This window comes from Moorena sp. SIO1G6 (assembly GCF_010672795.1).
GTDB lineage: Bacteria > Cyanobacteriota > Cyanobacteriia > Cyanobacteriales > Coleofasciculaceae > Moorena > Moorena producens.
This window is the reverse complement of sequence record NZ_JAAHFZ010000017.1, coordinates 1-15,366: the sequence shown is the minus strand read 5'-3', so window position 1 is coordinate 15,366 and position 15,366 is coordinate 1. Positions and strand designations below refer to the sequence as shown.

Below are 15,366 nucleotides of genomic sequence, written 5' to 3'. Positions count from 1 at the left end.
AGGTCAGTTGTGAGTTGCGGCAGGAAACGGGCAAGATGCCCATTCCACGCCTGATGCCCGTTCCACGCCTGATGCCTGTACCTCAGTTATGAGTTGTGAGTTATGAGTTGTGAGTTATGAGTTGTGAGTTATGCCAAATCCCTTACATCGATGGGGAAAACCAATAACTTTGCTGCTGTTGTGGTTAGCTGTACAGTTAGTCATCAAGCAAGGGGTGATGGCGACACCGGCAGCAGTTGAAGTAGTTGAGGAACCGAAATCCTTTGGAGACAAGATTTGTCCTGCTGACTTAACTACAGCCATTGATGCCATAATCAGTCGTCCCGAATTTATGCGATCGCGTTGGGGTATTTTGATTCAACCCTTAGCCGACTCAGCTCCCCTCTACAGTCTTGAATCAGAACGTTTCTTTATTCCAGCATCCAATATCAAACTCATTACCACAGCAGCAGCGTTACGTCAACTAGGTCAGCAATACCGGATTCGCACACCGGTTTATGGTACTGGCACTAGCCCCTATTTGACTTCCTTACGGATTGTGGGACAAGCAGACCCAAGCTTAACCAATACCCAGTTAACAGATGTGGCACAACAACTAAAGGGTCAAGGGGTGACGTGGGTGCAACAGTTAATTGTAGAAGATGGCTATACTCCCTATGGTATTATCAATCCAACCTGGGAGTGGAGCGATAGTTATCTATACTATGGCGCTTCAGTTAATCGACTTATTCTCAATCAAAATACTGTTGGACTAACCCTATTTCCCCAACAGCCTGGTAAACCATTGCGCGTTAGTTGGAGTGATTCCATAGCGGCTAGACAGTGGCGTGTGGATAATCGTGCTGTTACCGGTAAGGCCGGAATACCATACTCAGTAGAAATAATGGGAGTTTTAGGTGAGCCGGTGTTAGTGATTAACGGTCAACTGGCGGCAGATGCTGCACCAGACTTCTGGGGGTTAGCAGTTCGCGACCCAGCCCATTATTTCCTAGAGTCCTTCCGCCGTATCCTGGAAGCTGAGGGAATTGGTGTGATTAAGGCATTGGTAAAAGACAGTTCAGCTGAGATGGTCAGATCATCAGATCAGGGGATGGGAAGAGAGGTTAATAATATATTTCTTTCTAATGTTAATAATACAGAAATAACCAATACACAAACAACCAGAGAGTTAGCAGCAGTAGAATCTCTTCCGTTAGCGCTATTGTTAAAGGAAATCAATCAGCACAGTAATAATTTGTATGCTGAGGCATTATTGCACCAACTGGAAACAGAGGTAGGGAGTGAGTCTAGCCCTAAGTTGGGTCTGGTCGCGGTTCAACAGAGCTTAACGGAGTTAGGGGTTGACCCAAAAAGCTATAGCCTGGCTGATGGGTCTGGGCTATCTCGCCATAATTTAGCTAGTCCGTTTGCGATCGCACAAACTCTGAGACTGATGGCACAAACCCCATTAGCTCAGGTTTATCGAGAATCCTTGGCTACGGCTGAGGTTAGTGGAACTTTACGCGATCGCTTTCGTGATACCGCAGCTCTTGGTAAGCTCCAGGCCAAGACTGGTACATTAAGTGGTGTCTCAGCCTTATCCGGCTATCTTGATATTCCTGACTATAAAACTTTGGTATTTAGTATTCTGGTAAATCAATCTGACCAATCTGCTGCTACACTCCTTCGTGCTATTGATGAAATTGTTCTATTATTGACTCGCCTGGGTTATTGCTGAGTGTTGAGTAACGAAACTACCTCACCCAATTGAGAAATATTATAATTATGAAACCCCTGGAAATTCCCCCAGACCTTAGACCCGAGACCCTAAATCAGGGTTCAACCAAGTCTCCAATTCAAATCTGTATCACATTAGGGACTCGTCCGGAGGCAATTAAGTTAGCTCCAGTGATTCTTGAGTTCCAACGCTCTGGGAAATTTAAGACTCAGGTGGTGTTAACGGGTCAGCATCGGGAAATGGTAGACCAGGTAATGCAGATGTTTGAGCTGAGGGCGGATCGGGATTTAGAAATTATGCAGCCCAAGCAAACTCTGACCGATATTACTTGTTTGAGTTTACGGGGGTTAGAGGAGTTATTTCAGGAATTGCAGCCCCAGTTGGTAGTTGTGCAGGGGGATACAACTACGGCCTTTGCTGCGGCCTTGGCAGCGTTTTACCAACGTATCCCGGTGGGTCATGTGGAGGCAGGATTGCGCACCAATGATTTGTTTAATCCCTATCCAGAGGAAGCGAATCGACGGCTGATTTCTCAGATTACTCAATTACATTTTGCCCCCACTCCCCTAGCAGTAGAGCATTTGCAGGGGTCTGGGGTGACTGGCGCAATTCATAAAACTGGGAATACAGTGATTGATGCCCTGTTGATGGTGGCTGAACGGGAACCAGTGTGTGAGGTTCCGGGTTTAGATTGGGAAGGATACCGGACGATTTTGGCAACGGTACACCGTCGGGAAAACTGGGGGAAACCACTGGAAGATATAGCCCAGGGGTTCCTCCAGATTTTAGATAAGTTCCCAGATACAGCATTATTGTTACCTCTCCATCGTAATCCTACGGTCAGGGAACCCCTAAGGGCAATGTTAGGTGACCATGAGCGGGTATTTTTAACAGAACCGCTGGATTATGTGGAATTGGTAGCAGCGATGCAACGGTGTTATTTAGTGATGACTGATTCTGGCGGATTGCAGGAGGAAGCACCGAGTTTGGGTAAGCCAGTGCTGGTGTTGCGTAAGACCACGGAACGACCGGAAGCGATCGCAGCTGGGACTGGGAAGTTGGTAGGGACTAACCCAGAGCAGATGGTGGGGGCGGCAAGTTTGTTGTTGAGTGATTCAGTAGCTTATCAGGGGATGGCAAATGCCATTAATCCCTTTGGGGATGGTCGTGCGGCGGAGCGTATAGTAAAGATTGTGGAGGATTATTTTGGGTAAGCATTCAGCTATCAGATATCAGCTATCAGCCAAAGGCCAAGGTCTATGGCCACACGAAGCGAATGGGCACACTCATTGAGGTACTTATGCGCTATGGGCACGCTACTGTTGGCGCAGCGTGCGCGTAGCGCAATCGGTGGTTTTGAATAAAATAAGCTGAGTGCTGAGTGCTGTTCGCGCAGCGTGCGCGTAGCGCATATGCTTACTAATTTGGTTGTAATCCCCGTTATTGGGCAATAACCGGTTTGTCTGCATATTAGCTTCCCGGTTAGCCGAATTTTAGATAGCTTTGCCCTGTCAGGATGACAACCCAAGTGAGTCTATTCAAGTGAGTCTATTAAGGAGAGCGGAACATCAGAATTTTTTTTGCCCCCTAGGGCAAAGTAATAGAGCTTTTCACCTTCGAGGGAGAACCGATGCCGATACCTTTTCAGATGATAAAGATCCAAAAATTCCGAGAAGATCAGTTTCCGAATCAGCTGTGAAAATCCAGAATCATCACTTGAATCAAGGAAGGTTTCTTTGATATTAAAGGCAACCCAGGCATTTTCGCTAATTACATTGAAGGCTTCCAAGAAAGCCTTTGCTGGTATGTCACCGAACCCAAGTGCTGCTACTGAAACCAGGCAGTTAGGTGACCAAGAATTGAGTTCATCACGATCTTTATCACTGAGATTGCAGAAATCCATCACATAGAATTCATCGTAGATTCCAGGCCGATCTCGCTCAGTAGCAGCCTGGGCTTCGGGAATAATATCAACTCCGATGAGCCGTGATACTCCGTGTTGTTTCAGCTTTTCACCAACTATCCCGTTTCCTGCCCCAAGATCAATTACCCGAAGCTCGTTGAGGCTCTGGTCCCCTTGAGAGACGGCAGACTGCAGGATATCCACTACAATTGATGGAGACTGGCACTTCAGACGCTCATATACAACCTGCTCGTATAATTCAGGAACGTCGAATATCCGGTCATAGTCATGTAGACGGATCTTCTCCCTGGATTCTCCATTAACAAGGTAAAAATAGACCTCATCTTGGCCAAGCTCTCGAACATTTGTAGGTGGAAATTGGATTTTATGCTTCTTCATAACTTTCATGATTCCTTTCAGTTTGAACCCAGATAAAAACGAATTGTGAATGGTGGAGAATCCTAACAGCCAACGTCAGGAGCGCAAGACCAACTCAGGGCTTACCCAAAGACTCTAGATATAGAGTTTAGTTAACTTGCTTATCCGGACTTACTATGCCAAAATGCTACTTAAAACAACTGCCAAGATAGTTATACCTAGATTTTAAACTTCCCCATAGTAAATAAAAGGTTAATAGGGTGAGACCCCGCATTTTCCAAAGGAGCGCTAGGGAGCGCACACAAAAATACTGTCCAAAATTTCCTAACAATAGTTTTGGACATCCTAGGAAGGAATTTAACCTATTTAACCTATATTTAACCTATATTTAACCTAATAGGTGGTAAGCAAGAGCCCCTATTATTAATTACCTCAATTCATCCCTTCCAACAAAGTTTGTACTTTACCATCCGGGTGTAGCAGCACCCGAATTTTTGGTATACCTTCCCCTTCTAAAGGGGAAACAAAGGATTCACCGATCAGAGGTATGGGGGCGTTATCTATATAGGTTTTGGCTGCTTGCCCAAGGGGAATTATACGTCGGATTGTACCATTATTATTTAACCACAAACTATAGTTCAAGGTTTTCTGTAGCCCTTCGGGAGGTTGCCAGCGCTCCTGGAAATATCGTCTAGCTTCTGCTACCTGAGAAATCTTATCCAACAGGGTATTTTGAGATATCTGATTCGCAACGGTAGGCTCGGATGGTTTTAAGGAATCAGAAACAGGGCTACTCGGGAGATTCAGTCCAGGCACAGCTTGATCGATAACAGGGCTACTCCCGACATTTAGTCCAGGCACAGCTTGATCGATAACAGGGCTACTCCCGACATTTAGTCCAGGCACAGCTTGATCGATAATTCTAGAGGTAGAAGAACCTCTCTGGAGACTGGACACATTCTGTTGAGGAGCAGGGATGGCTTGAACCGCCACATTAGTAGTATAAGACCTAGAAGAAGTAGAAGTAGAAGTAATAGAAGTAGAAGAAATAGAAGACTCGGCCTCAGGGATTACCACTGTTTCTGTGGGGATCGATAGACTTTCTCTAGAGGAATCCTGAGTTGCCACGTCAGTAGGAGAGGGCGCTGGTTTAATCACTGGCAATTCTGACACAGTTTGTACTACAGCGATGGGACTGGGTGGAGTTGGTTTGGGTTGGGTATTTGCATCAGCAGTAGGTACATTGGTTTTACTAGCCTCAGAAACAGGTGCATCACCGTTACTAGCCCCAGGAGCAGCAGCAGGACTAACAGCAGAACTAGCTACAGGACTAGTAACAGAACTAGCTACAGGACTAACACCAGAACTAGTAGCACTCAGTTTAGGAGAGTCTGGTGTCCTAGCTGGAGCAGGAACAATCTTGAGCATCGGACGTGAATTCGGGCGTGAGGCTATTGCTGGCGCAGTGCGTACTGGTGCTGGAGAGGGTCGCTTAACGGGAGGCGGTGGCGGAGTGCGTACTGGTGGAGAGGGTGGCTTTACAGGAGGCGGTGGCGGTAACTTGGTTCCTGGGGACAGACGGGGTGGCACCGACGGAGTTGGGATGGGAGTGCTCGGTGCTGGGGGAACCTGGGAGATGGCTCGCTTTTTCCCAATCTTGCTGGAGTCTAATGCTGTTGTTTGTGATTGTGCTGTTGTTAGTGTTTTCGCTTGCTCAACAGGCTGAGGTTTATCAAGCAACTTAATCACTGCTGCTGTTACACCCACTGCCAACAGCATCGATGCTGCTGTACGCATCCAACCGGATGATTCTGGTTTCCAACTAGGCTGATTGAGTTTTGGTAGGGATACTACTTCAGCCGCATATTCATCCAAAGCGGTGGCTAGATCAAACAGCTGTGTAGCACTTAAATCAACTACTGACCCAGATTCTTCATTAGCCAGCTTACCTAGAAACAGGCTATGGCTCAGTAACCCTTTCGATTGCAGATGGATTTCCTGAGTTGGAACTGCTGTGGCATTTTCTTCCTGAGGGGTTGGAAGAGTTAGGAGAGTTAAGGGAGTAACCTCAGCCGATCGCGTAGCGTGGCCTACGGCCTTAGAGTTTCCAGAGGCAACCAGTTGCTTTGGGGACGGCTCAAGGAAGTGCTGAACATAGCCATCTACCGCTTCATACAACACATCTAAATCTTCTGCGTTGCCTCGTAAGGTTACCTGTTGTTCTTCTGGCTTGCGGGGGTCATCAAAACGCAACTCAAACCGCAACTTCTTCACCACAGATTGCCCCACCCAGCGGGATAAGGGTGAGCGGTTTGCCCAAATTGATAGGGTACAGGTAGGAGGAGTGTAACGTCGCAGGACTATGTTGGTCATTGGTGATTATGTATTAGTCATTGGTTAATTGTTAATTGTTAATTGTTAATCGTTAATCGTTAATTGTTGATTTCTATAGCATTTACAAATAGATCATAAAACCAAATGCTGATTTATCATAACACCAAAAAACATCGGATAGTCTTAATTCAATAGCGAGTGGGCGAACCCCCCTCAGGTCGGCGCTGCATCGATATTTTATACTGTTCCCTGTTCCGAAGTCCCCTGTTCCGAAGTTCCCATTAATCCTAGTTTTACATCTCAAATAAAAATGCTATATTTTCCTGCATACAATTCTTAAGATACTTTACCTAATAAGGCTAACCATAAACGCTGATGACCTTTGGAACCACTATAGAAGAGTAAATTGATTAATAGTTTAAGAGCCAGTTGCTTTAGGTTATCAGTTGATACCTTTTCTTCTTGGGCCATCCGCTCTCGATAAGTGTTGTTAAAGTTATCTAAATAATCTCCTAATAAAGCAGCACGATGAGGTTCACTGTTTTGTTGTGTCATTTGTTCGAGTAAAGCCACCGCACGACGGATCAATTCTTGATGGTTTTTAGCCAAGTGACAGATGATTAAAACTAGCGATCGCGCTTCCTCCACATCCAGCTTTTTCCGGCCTCCTGAACTTTTGCGCAGGGGATTAGACTGACGCAGACGCCACAATGCTACTCGGTCTGTGATCATTGAGTCTAAATTTAATTCAGCAGCAGCTTGCAGCATCTCCTCTGAACCAATACCTGCTAGAGCTTCTAGACTAAGCAAGACTAAATCTAGCTGGGTTTTGATATTATCGAGATCGATTGAGTCTGCGGCTTGACTCAGAGGCAAATCCTCCCAAGCAGGAGGTGATTTTGGCATCTTGACAGTGGAAACCATAATTTTAGTTTAGTAAAGCAAATTCGGTTTACCCGTCGCTGTTACAGGTTTGGAAACAGGACTACCAAAGATTAAGGTATGTTTCCTGCTGCTAAAGCTTTGGTTTAAAGTTAGAAGATTGAAGGTTAGAAGGTTGAAGGCTAGAAGGTTGAATGTTCACGCATTGCATTCTAACTCGCTAACCTGTTAACCCGCTAACCTGTTAACCGGCTAACCTGTTAACCCGCTAACCGGCTAACCTGTTAACTTATTTAAGGTAAGCAACGGTAACACCAGTCCCACCATCAGATTGTTCGGCTAGCTTAAAACGCTCCACTAGAGGGTGCTGTTCCAAGAAAGCGTGGACACCTTGTCTTAATCGACCAGTTCCTTTGCCATGAATAATCCAGAGTACTCCAAAGTCTATCGCCTTAGATATTGCTTGGTCGATGTCAATCTCTGCATTAGCTACCCGACTTCCTCGAATATCAATGGTATTTTTTGAGGTGCGCACAGCCGTAGCTGGCGGCGAGACTAGAGTTGGGGCAGGAGCTGGTTTTGATGTAGTTTTTACCACATTTTCGGGTTTTTGTCCATCCAAAGATTCCACATCTGCTAGGGCAACGGTCATTTTCATTAAGCCAAAGCGTACCGTTAGCTCCCCATTATCTGCGGCACTGAGGATCTCAGCTGTCTGATTCAATCGGGGAATGCGAATGCGATCGCCTACTTTGGGACGGAATCCTGGTTTTGGTTTAGGAGGCGGTGCGGCTGGGATTTGACGCTGGGCAATCTCCTTAAGAGCGTTTGTGGCTTTTTGGGCATTTTGAGCAGTTTGGGAGCCTTGCTGCAACTGGCGAATCACTTGTGCAATTTCTTTCTTAGCTTCTGCGATCGCATCTTGCACAGACCGTTCCTGGGAAAGCTTCAATTCCCGTTCCCGCTCCTGCAAAAGTTTTGCCCGTTCAGAGAGTTTCTGATGGAGAGATTCAGCTTGTTGCAGTAACTGATTGGCCTCTTGGGCTTTAGTTTCCTGAGTGCGCCGTTGAGCTTCTAAACCCGCAATTACCTGATTCACATCTTCCGAAGCTCCCCCCAAAAGGGTTTGAGCCTGATCCACCACCGATGGGTTTAACCCTAAGCGTCTAGCAATGCTCAAGGCATTGGAGCGACCGGGAATACCCCACAATAAACGGTAAGTTGGTGACAGGGTTTGATCATCAAACTCCACCGAGGCATTCTCAAACCGCTCGTCTTGATATTTTAGTGCTTTGAGTTCCCCATAATGGGTAGTCGCAATGGTTAATTGTGTTGTGTTTGCCAGGTATTTCAGTAATGCGATCGCTAATGCACTACCTTCTGCCGGGTCAGTCCCTGCTCCTACTTCATCTAATAGTACGAGTGACGCACGAGGAGTTGAAGGTTGTTTAAGGTTGGCCGGTTGAATGTTGGCCGGTTGAATGTTGGCCGATTGTTCGCGTAGCGTGGCCTTTTGGCCAAGGTTATCTGGTTCAAGGTTAGCCGGTTGAATGTTGTCTGGAAAACCTTGGCCTTGTGGCCACGCTTCGCGAACAACCTTCAACCTGCCAACTTGCAACTCCCTGCCAACTTGCAACTCTTCTTTTGGGGTAGTTATCGCCTCAATAATCCGACTAATCCGACGAATGTGACCCGAGAAAGTGGATAAACTCTGTTCTATAGACTGCTCATCCCCAATATCTGCCAGAATTTGCTCAAACCAAGGCAGTTCTACTGGTTCCCTTGCTGGCACAAATAAACCAGCTTTTGCCATCAGTGCCGCTAAACCAAAGGTTTTCAAGGTAACGGTTTTACCGCCAGTATTGGGACCGGTAATAGCAACTACCCGAATGTAGGACTGAATCTGGACATCAATCGGAACAACTGATGTGCCTTGTTCATGTTTTTGCTGCCACACCAGTAGAGGATGGCGCAGTTGCCGCAGAGTAATGCTTTCATTCTGATTGCGGTCAATGAATCTAGGGGGATTTGCTTCTAACCACAGACTATACCTTGCCTTAGCGGTAGCTAAATCTAGGGTAGTTGCTACAACCAGCAACCGTTCCAAGTCTGCCTTAACTGCTGCTACTTGTTCACTCAAGGCACGACGTACTGCTTCCGCTTCCACTTGTTCTTGCCGCCGCTGGGTCCGAAGTTGATTGCCTAACCCAACAATGGCCTTCGGTTCTACGTATAGGGTGGCACCGGTACTAGAGGTATCGTGAACAATACCAGGAATAGCATCTTTCTGGGGAGCTTTAACCGGGAGTACAAACCGATCACCCCGTTGAGTAATTAACTGTTGCTGTAATGCGCCCCCTTTACGCTGGACAATCCCCTGGAGGATTTCATAAATTCGGTCTCGTAATGATTTCATCTGAGTCCGAATCCCTGCCAGCTTCGGGGTTGCCCGGTCAGCTACATCGCCTCGGTCATCGATACAACGGTGAATTTCTTGTTCAAGTTCTGGGTAGGTGCGGCTGTCAGCCACCAGTTCCTTCAGAATTTCTACATCCTCTTGGTCTTCAATAAACCGCCGTAGACGCCTCACACCAGCTAAGGTTGTTGCGATCGCTAATAGTTCCTCACCAGACAAAATGCCTTGGAGCTCTGCCCGATCCAGAGATTCACCAATATCTTGGATGCCGTCAAAAGTTAGTCCTGTGTCTAAACTCGTTTCCAGTTGATAGGCTTCTTTGGTTTGGGCTAGCAGGTCTAGGCTTTCCCGTTGAGTTGCTGGGGGGTGGAGATAACGAGCCGCAAAGGCTCCCAGCTTAGTAGCCGCAAAGGTAGCCAGGTGTTGGCACAGGCGGGACCATTCCAGTAGTTCTAAGGTTTCAGATTGAATCAAGGCTCAGAGACAAACGCATACCTCAATTGTATTATCCTATAATTCGGTTAGGACTGGGAAAGTTAAGATTGATCAAATTACCAATTACGTAAGTATTCAGAAGTCAGCGGTCAGCCGTCAGCTTATTTTATTCAAAAGTCTCGTTCCCTTAGCCTGGCCTACGGCTAATGGGAATAGCTGATTGCTGAACGCGCACGCGTGCGCGTAGCGCATATGCTGATGGCTGATGGCTGATGGCTGATGGCTGATTGCTCCTAGCTGATTGCTGATAAATGATATATCATAGCTTACCTAATTACTAATTGCCATCTGAAAAAGACAAAAAAAAACCAAATTGGGATATGCTGGGATAAGTTGATGTATGCCCTGCCAGATTTATCCTAAATTCTCCTTCTTCAGATGGTTTAATCGTATGGTAGGGCTTCCCTAAGGTTTTTAGCCCCAGTACGAGTAATGATTACTGAGTCCTGAGTCCTGAGTGGAGCAATTGAGTTTATCCACCTCACCCGATTATCTCATCATTCCACCATTATCAAAAATTTCTACTACTTGTCCGATAACGGTCTGCTGGTGGTATCCGGTAACGTAGGAGTAGGTTTATAGGGCAGAGGAATATACTGTACCGATGGACGTCCACCTTGAGGTTGGGGGTACAAATCCATTAGTTTATAGATAGCTTTAGGTAGACCAACCGTGACAGGTAGACCTAGTTCAGAGGCTTCCTCGACAGTAATCGGACAGTCATGGGTGATTTGACCAGTAGTAAGAAAGTCAATAATTCTATCGATGTGTTCTGGGTCAATCTTCTGCTTAGGGATATCGTCTAGCAGCAACGTTCGCACGAAACGTTGCACCTGCTTAATGGCTTTACTTGCCAAATCAGCCATCATCAAGGTTTGGTCATCAATAGCCTCAAGGGGCTTTTGCTCCACAACTCTTAGAATGCTAGCAGCAGCAGTATTCCCTAGTTGAGGGTCAACTGGTCCAAGGACAGCATTGGCATCCATCACAATTTCATCAGAGGCTAGGGCTAACATAGTACCACCACTCATGGCATAGTGGGGTACAAAGACAGTAACTTTAGAAGGATGACGAATTAAAGCTCTAGCAATTTGTTCTGTAGCCAGCACCAATCCCCCAGGAGTATGTAAAATAAGATCAATAGGAACATCTGGTGGAGTTAGACGGATTGCCCTGAGCACTTGTTCAGAATCTTCAATAGATATGTAGCGGGACACAGGGATGCCAAACAAGCTAATAGACTCTTGTCGGTGAATCAGTAAAATTAACCGACTTTTGCGGTTCTCCTCGAATTCTTGCAAAGCTCGAAAACGTCTAAATTGCATCTGGCGACGTTGCCACAAGGGCTGCAACGAGGAGATGATCAGAAAAATCCAGAACAGATCAAAAAAGTTAAAGCTAAAGTTCATCGCTCACTTACAGCTATCTAGTAGTTGTACCCTTTAGTTTTCCCGTGCTTAGGATGGTTTATTGCTAATTTTTAGTCTTTTTGGCTCGGTTTTGCGGTAACCATTCAGCTAATGCGCTGCGCCCACGCTACTTGAGGTGCCATTGGCCTTTGCCTTTGGGCCATGCTATGCGAATGACCAAGCTACGCTAACAGCTGTTGAATAAAATAAGCTGACGGCTGACGGCTGACGGCTGACGGCTGACGGCTGACGTTTTACGGGCTGATGCCTTGCTAGAGAAACCCAGACTGTGTTTAAGTCTTCAGCAAGCCCTGATCATAGTATGTCCTATCAACTGTAGTTTAAGCAACGCCAAAACTCTTGTAAATTAACTTAAGTTAAGTTTTGTTACAAAAAGCCAATCTCAGTCATAAAAGTTAAGGGTTAACCCTGATAAGTATTTAGTGACTCAACCCTTGAGTATATGCCCTTACTAATCAGTTTGGTGATTGCCGCAGTAGCTACTTACCTTTCTCTGAACACTACAGAAGAAATCTTGAAAGTGGCATCATTATTAATTGTGATAATTTGCCTGTTTATCAGCCTTGTTTGTGCGCCACTACTAATTAAAGTTTTGATTGTGGGAGTTCTCCTACTAATTCCGAAAATCCCAAGGAAATCTTAAGTCTTGTGGCTGAATGCTTAAACCCACATTCCGGAGGTTGGAGAGATTATATAGCGCTACGCGCAAGTCTCAAGTGAGAAGTCAGAAGTCAAAAGTAACCTAGGACTAGGTTTCGGAGTTTATAAATGTCAAACATCTTAATGCTTAGTGCTATAAAAACCCCTACAATAACTCGTAGGGGTTTGTGGATGATTTCGATTGATTTATTGGTGGTTACTAGATTGCTGAATCAGGTCATCTAAAATAGTTCCGATTCCCTCTAAAGTAGCACTAGTAGTACGTTGATTAGTACATTGATACTCAGTTAGTTGTAATTTGGTCTGTACTTGCCTAGATATCAAAACATCTCAGTTACCCACTAATAGTCAAAATTTTCACCAGGCAAAGCGGGAGTGGTTGTTGGAGGTCGCCGAAACTGGGTTGCCTGTTCGTAAGCATAAGCGAATCCCAGTAAGGTAGGCTCGCTGTAAGGCTTACCAAAGAAAGTCAGTCCTAGGGGTAATCCCTGCTCAGTAAAGCCCATTGCCACGGAAATGCCGGGAAAACCAGAAACATTGGCTAAGTACCCTGGTATGTAGGGGTCATTTGAGGCACATTGATAGGTTGGATCCTCGACATTATAGAGCGGACCGGCAGGACAAGTCATGGTGGGCCAAATAATCGCGTCGAGATTTTGGGCATTCATAATCGATAAAATCTCCTGGCGAACCCTGGGAAACTCGAAATGGAGAATATAAAGATATTCGGTATCAGCCAGTTCTGGATGCTTTAAAGACTCTCCAAACCCTCCGACGCGACCGGGATTGAGAGCCTGTTCTGAATTGACTAATGGGTTAGATAAGCTCATCGAATACATTTCCCTCAGGGTGTCAGGGAATGGAAGCTGGAGGTTTTTGAGGTAACTATCGATCTGGGGTTCAAACTCAGCCTCTGTTACCTCTTCCATGAAAGGCCAGAGGTTTTCCAATTTGGGAGAGAAATCCACCGACTCAACTGTTGCACCTAATTCCCTCAGCTTAGCAACTGCTGCATCAGTTGCAGCATCTACCTCAGGGTTCCCACCCCGAAAATCAATCGCCACCCCAATTCTTGCCCCTTTTAGGGCTTTTTTATTGAGAAACTGGGTGTAGTCCTTATATGTTTTCCCAACACTTTCCAGGGTACGGTAATCATTGGGATCAACCCCTGCCATTACACCCAAAGCGATCGCTGCATCTGTCACGGTTCGAGCCATAGGGCCTGCACTATCAAAGGAGAGGGTTAGGGGGATAATACCATCTCGACTAACCAGTCCCTGAGTGGGTTTGATACCGACAAGACCTGCTACTGCTGCAGGGCCACGAATTGAGCCTGAAGTATCGCTTCCGGTGGCTAAAACAGCAAAATTTGCCGCAATTACAGCCCCACTGCCTCCACTCGAACCCGAAGGATCACGAGTTAATTTGTAGGGATTGCGTGTCAGTCCCCCAAGGGAACTGTAACCTAGCCTACCATAGGATTCAGCAAATTCACTCATGTTTGCTTTACCAAGAATAATGGCTCCTGCCTCTCGCAACTTCTTAACAGTAAAAGCATCATCGGGGGGTAAGGAACCTTCCAGCAGCACCGATCCTCCTGTTGTGGGTAAATCGGTAGTGTCATAGTTATCTTTCAGAATGATGGGGATGCCATGTAAAGGACTTCGCGGTCCTTTCTGCTGGCGTTCTTGGTCTAACTCCCTTGCTTCTTTAAGGGCATTGTTATTGATAGAAATTAGCCCATTAATTTTCGGTCCCTGATCGTCATAGGCTTCAATACGATTGAGATAAAGTTGCACTAATTGTTCGGAAGTGAGTGCATTCTTCTCAAAAGCTTGGTTAATCTCTGCGATTGTTGCTTCCCTGAGACGAAAGGTCTCAGCGACTGCCTCTGAGGGAAAAGTACTCAGACCTAACATGAAAAGATAAGTCAGCCCTTGTTTAGCTATTTGCCACCAGGTCAGTTTTTGTTTCATATATAAATTGAAATTGCCGCATCAAGAATATTACTGATTGAACTAAGAGGATGTTTCACAAGTGATCAGAGGTCAAATTTTAGGCCAAGCGGCGATCCATGATCCGTATCATAGCCAGATAAATCAATGTCTCTGATGTTTGAGCCAATAACTCATAAGTCTCTGACCATATCGACAGCATCCCATCAGCCAACCAAAAGTGCGCTCCACTACCCAACGCTTTTTAAGCAGTACGAAGCTTTTGGTCTGTTGGGGTCGGAGTAAGAATTGTACCATCCAACCGCACAAATCCATGACCCACATGATCAAAGGCTCACAACTATTGCCTCCATCAACCCAAATCAGATACAACCGCGAGACCGCCTTGCCCATCTGTTTGACTTTGTCGAGCACTCGTTTACCGATACTTTTTAGCTACCAAAATCTACCAAAGTACATCTTAGCCCGCCAATGCAAGCTGATTTCTCAGCCAGGGGGTATCTCCCAAAGCGCGAAGAAAAATTCCTCGCGCGCCATTGATGTCCCGTTCGCGAAGCGTGACCAAAGGTCAATCCATTACCTGACCATCAATTCTTGACTTAATAGTCTTGTTACCGCCAATGTTTACTAATTCGCCAGTCCAACTAACAGTTTTACTGGTATAAGCTTCACAGACGTCAACTACAAACTTCCCTGTCTCTTGAGCCTTATGCTTGAGAAACTCTTTGAAACGATAGTGAGCAAATGATAGTAAGTTGCGAACCGTTTTAGATCTGATTTTTCTGTTTCCTTTTTTGGACATTTCAGAAGTTTCAAAAGTAGGAAGCAGTATCACATCAAAGTTATCTACTAGGAATCGGGCAGCTTTGTGATGTAATTCGTTGATCAGATTTTTGATCTTGATGACTATCCGTCTGGCCGCTTTTCTCATCCGATATTTCTGCTTGCCTTTTGCTTTACTTATTTTTGACAAAAGGCAATCGAGATGGGAACAAAGTCGCTGAACCCGAGAAAAGTCACCATTCCCAATCTTACCAACAGAAGTCTCACTAAAAAAGGTCAAAAATGTCTGGGGGGGCGACATGAGAGCTAAAAAGTAGACTGTATAAGCTTCATAGCTCTCATACCTCGTAAATAATTATCGAGCTTATGACGACTTAAACGCATCAAAGCATAAACTAATTCCCAACATTTAT

At 45.7% G+C, this 15,366-nt stretch carries 9 protein-coding genes and 1 pseudogene; 2 read left to right on the top strand and 8 right to left on the bottom strand.

Features of this window, described 5'->3' with window-relative positions:
* The first annotated feature begins 130 nt into the window (after positions 1–130).
* Both dacB and wecB read left to right on the top strand, forming a co-directional pair.
* Complete coding sequence (gene dacB, locus F6K63_RS17725; RefSeq protein ID WP_287312788.1) at positions 131–1,717, top strand: D-alanyl-D-alanine carboxypeptidase/D-alanyl-D-alanine endopeptidase; 1,587 nt, start codon at positions 131–133, stop codon at positions 1,715–1,717.
* 47 nt (positions 1,718–1,764) lie between these two features.
* Positions 1,765–2,931 carry a non-hydrolyzing UDP-N-acetylglucosamine 2-epimerase gene (wecB, locus tag F6K63_RS17720; protein ID WP_287248672.1) on the top strand — a complete coding sequence of 389 codons (1,167 nt, stop codon included), beginning with the start codon at positions 1,765–1,767 and terminating at the stop codon, positions 2,929–2,931.
* Positions 2,932–3,251: 320 nt separating this feature from the next.
* Here wecB and F6K63_RS17715 read toward each other — a convergent pair whose 3' ends face one another.
* The 8 genes and pseudogenes from F6K63_RS17715 to F6K63_RS17680 all read right to left on the bottom strand — a co-directional run.
* Positions 3,252–4,028, bottom strand: a complete 777-nt coding sequence (locus F6K63_RS17715) for a class I SAM-dependent DNA methyltransferase (RefSeq protein WP_287312787.1) — start codon at positions 4,026–4,028, stop codon at positions 3,252–3,254.
* A 402-nt stretch (positions 4,029–4,430) separates the two neighbouring features.
* Positions 4,431–6,371: a DUF4335 domain-containing protein gene (locus F6K63_RS17710; RefSeq protein ID WP_287312786.1), complete on the bottom strand. Its 1,941-nt coding sequence runs from the start codon at positions 6,369–6,371 to the stop codon at positions 4,431–4,433.
* A 297-nt stretch (positions 6,372–6,668) separates the two neighbouring features.
* A complete protein-coding gene (locus F6K63_RS17705; RefSeq protein WP_287294286.1) occupies positions 6,669–7,256 on the bottom strand; it encodes a DUF3038 domain-containing protein in 588 nt (195 codons plus the stop codon).
* Positions 7,257–7,503: 247 nt separating this feature from the next.
* Positions 7,504–10,104 carry an endonuclease MutS2 gene (locus F6K63_RS17700; protein ID WP_287312785.1) on the bottom strand — a complete coding sequence of 867 codons (2,601 nt, stop codon included), beginning with the start codon at positions 10,102–10,104 and terminating at the stop codon, positions 7,504–7,506.
* A gap of 545 nt (positions 10,105–10,649) precedes the next feature.
* Positions 10,650–11,534, bottom strand: coding sequence for an SDH family Clp fold serine proteinase (locus F6K63_RS17695; protein ID WP_287312784.1), 885 nt, complete (start codon positions 11,532–11,534; stop codon positions 10,650–10,652).
* A 1,022-nt stretch (positions 11,535–12,556) separates the two neighbouring features.
* A complete protein-coding gene (locus tag F6K63_RS17690) occupies positions 12,557–14,191 on the bottom strand; it encodes an amidase family protein (protein WP_008191468.1) in 1,635 nt (544 codons plus the stop codon).
* 123 nt (positions 14,192–14,314) lie between these two features.
* Positions 14,315–14,584 carry a DDE transposase gene (locus tag F6K63_RS17685; protein WP_008191471.1) on the bottom strand — a complete coding sequence of 90 codons (270 nt, stop codon included), beginning with the start codon at positions 14,582–14,584 and terminating at the stop codon, positions 14,315–14,317.
* A 46-nt stretch (positions 14,585–14,630) separates the two neighbouring features.
* Positions 14,631–15,242, bottom strand: a pseudogene (locus F6K63_RS17680) (zinc ribbon domain-containing protein); the annotation flags it as partial.
* Positions 15,243–15,366: the final 124 nt, after the last annotated feature.

Coding starts and splice junctions, on each gene's coding strand:
- F6K63_RS17690 (WP_008191468.1), bottom strand. CDS start 14,191: ATGAAACAAAAACTGACCTGGTGGCAAATAGCTAAACAAGGGCTGACT.
- wecB (WP_287248672.1), top strand. CDS start 1,765: ATGAAACCCCTGGAAATTCCCCCAGACCTTAGACCCGAGACCCTAAAT.
- F6K63_RS17695 (WP_287312784.1), bottom strand. CDS start 11,534: ATGAACTTTAGCTTTAACTTTTTTGATCTGTTCTGGATTTTTCTGATC.
- F6K63_RS17715 (WP_287312787.1), bottom strand. CDS start 4,028: ATGAAAGTTATGAAGAAGCATAAAATCCAATTTCCACCTACAAATGTT.
- F6K63_RS17705 (WP_287294286.1), bottom strand. CDS start 7,256: ATGGTTTCCACTGTCAAGATGCCAAAATCACCTCCTGCTTGGGAGGAT.
- dacB (WP_287312788.1), top strand. CDS start 131: ATGCCAAATCCCTTACATCGATGGGGAAAACCAATAACTTTGCTGCTG.
- F6K63_RS17710 (WP_287312786.1), bottom strand. CDS start 6,371: ATGACCAACATAGTCCTGCGACGTTACACTCCTCCTACCTGTACCCTA.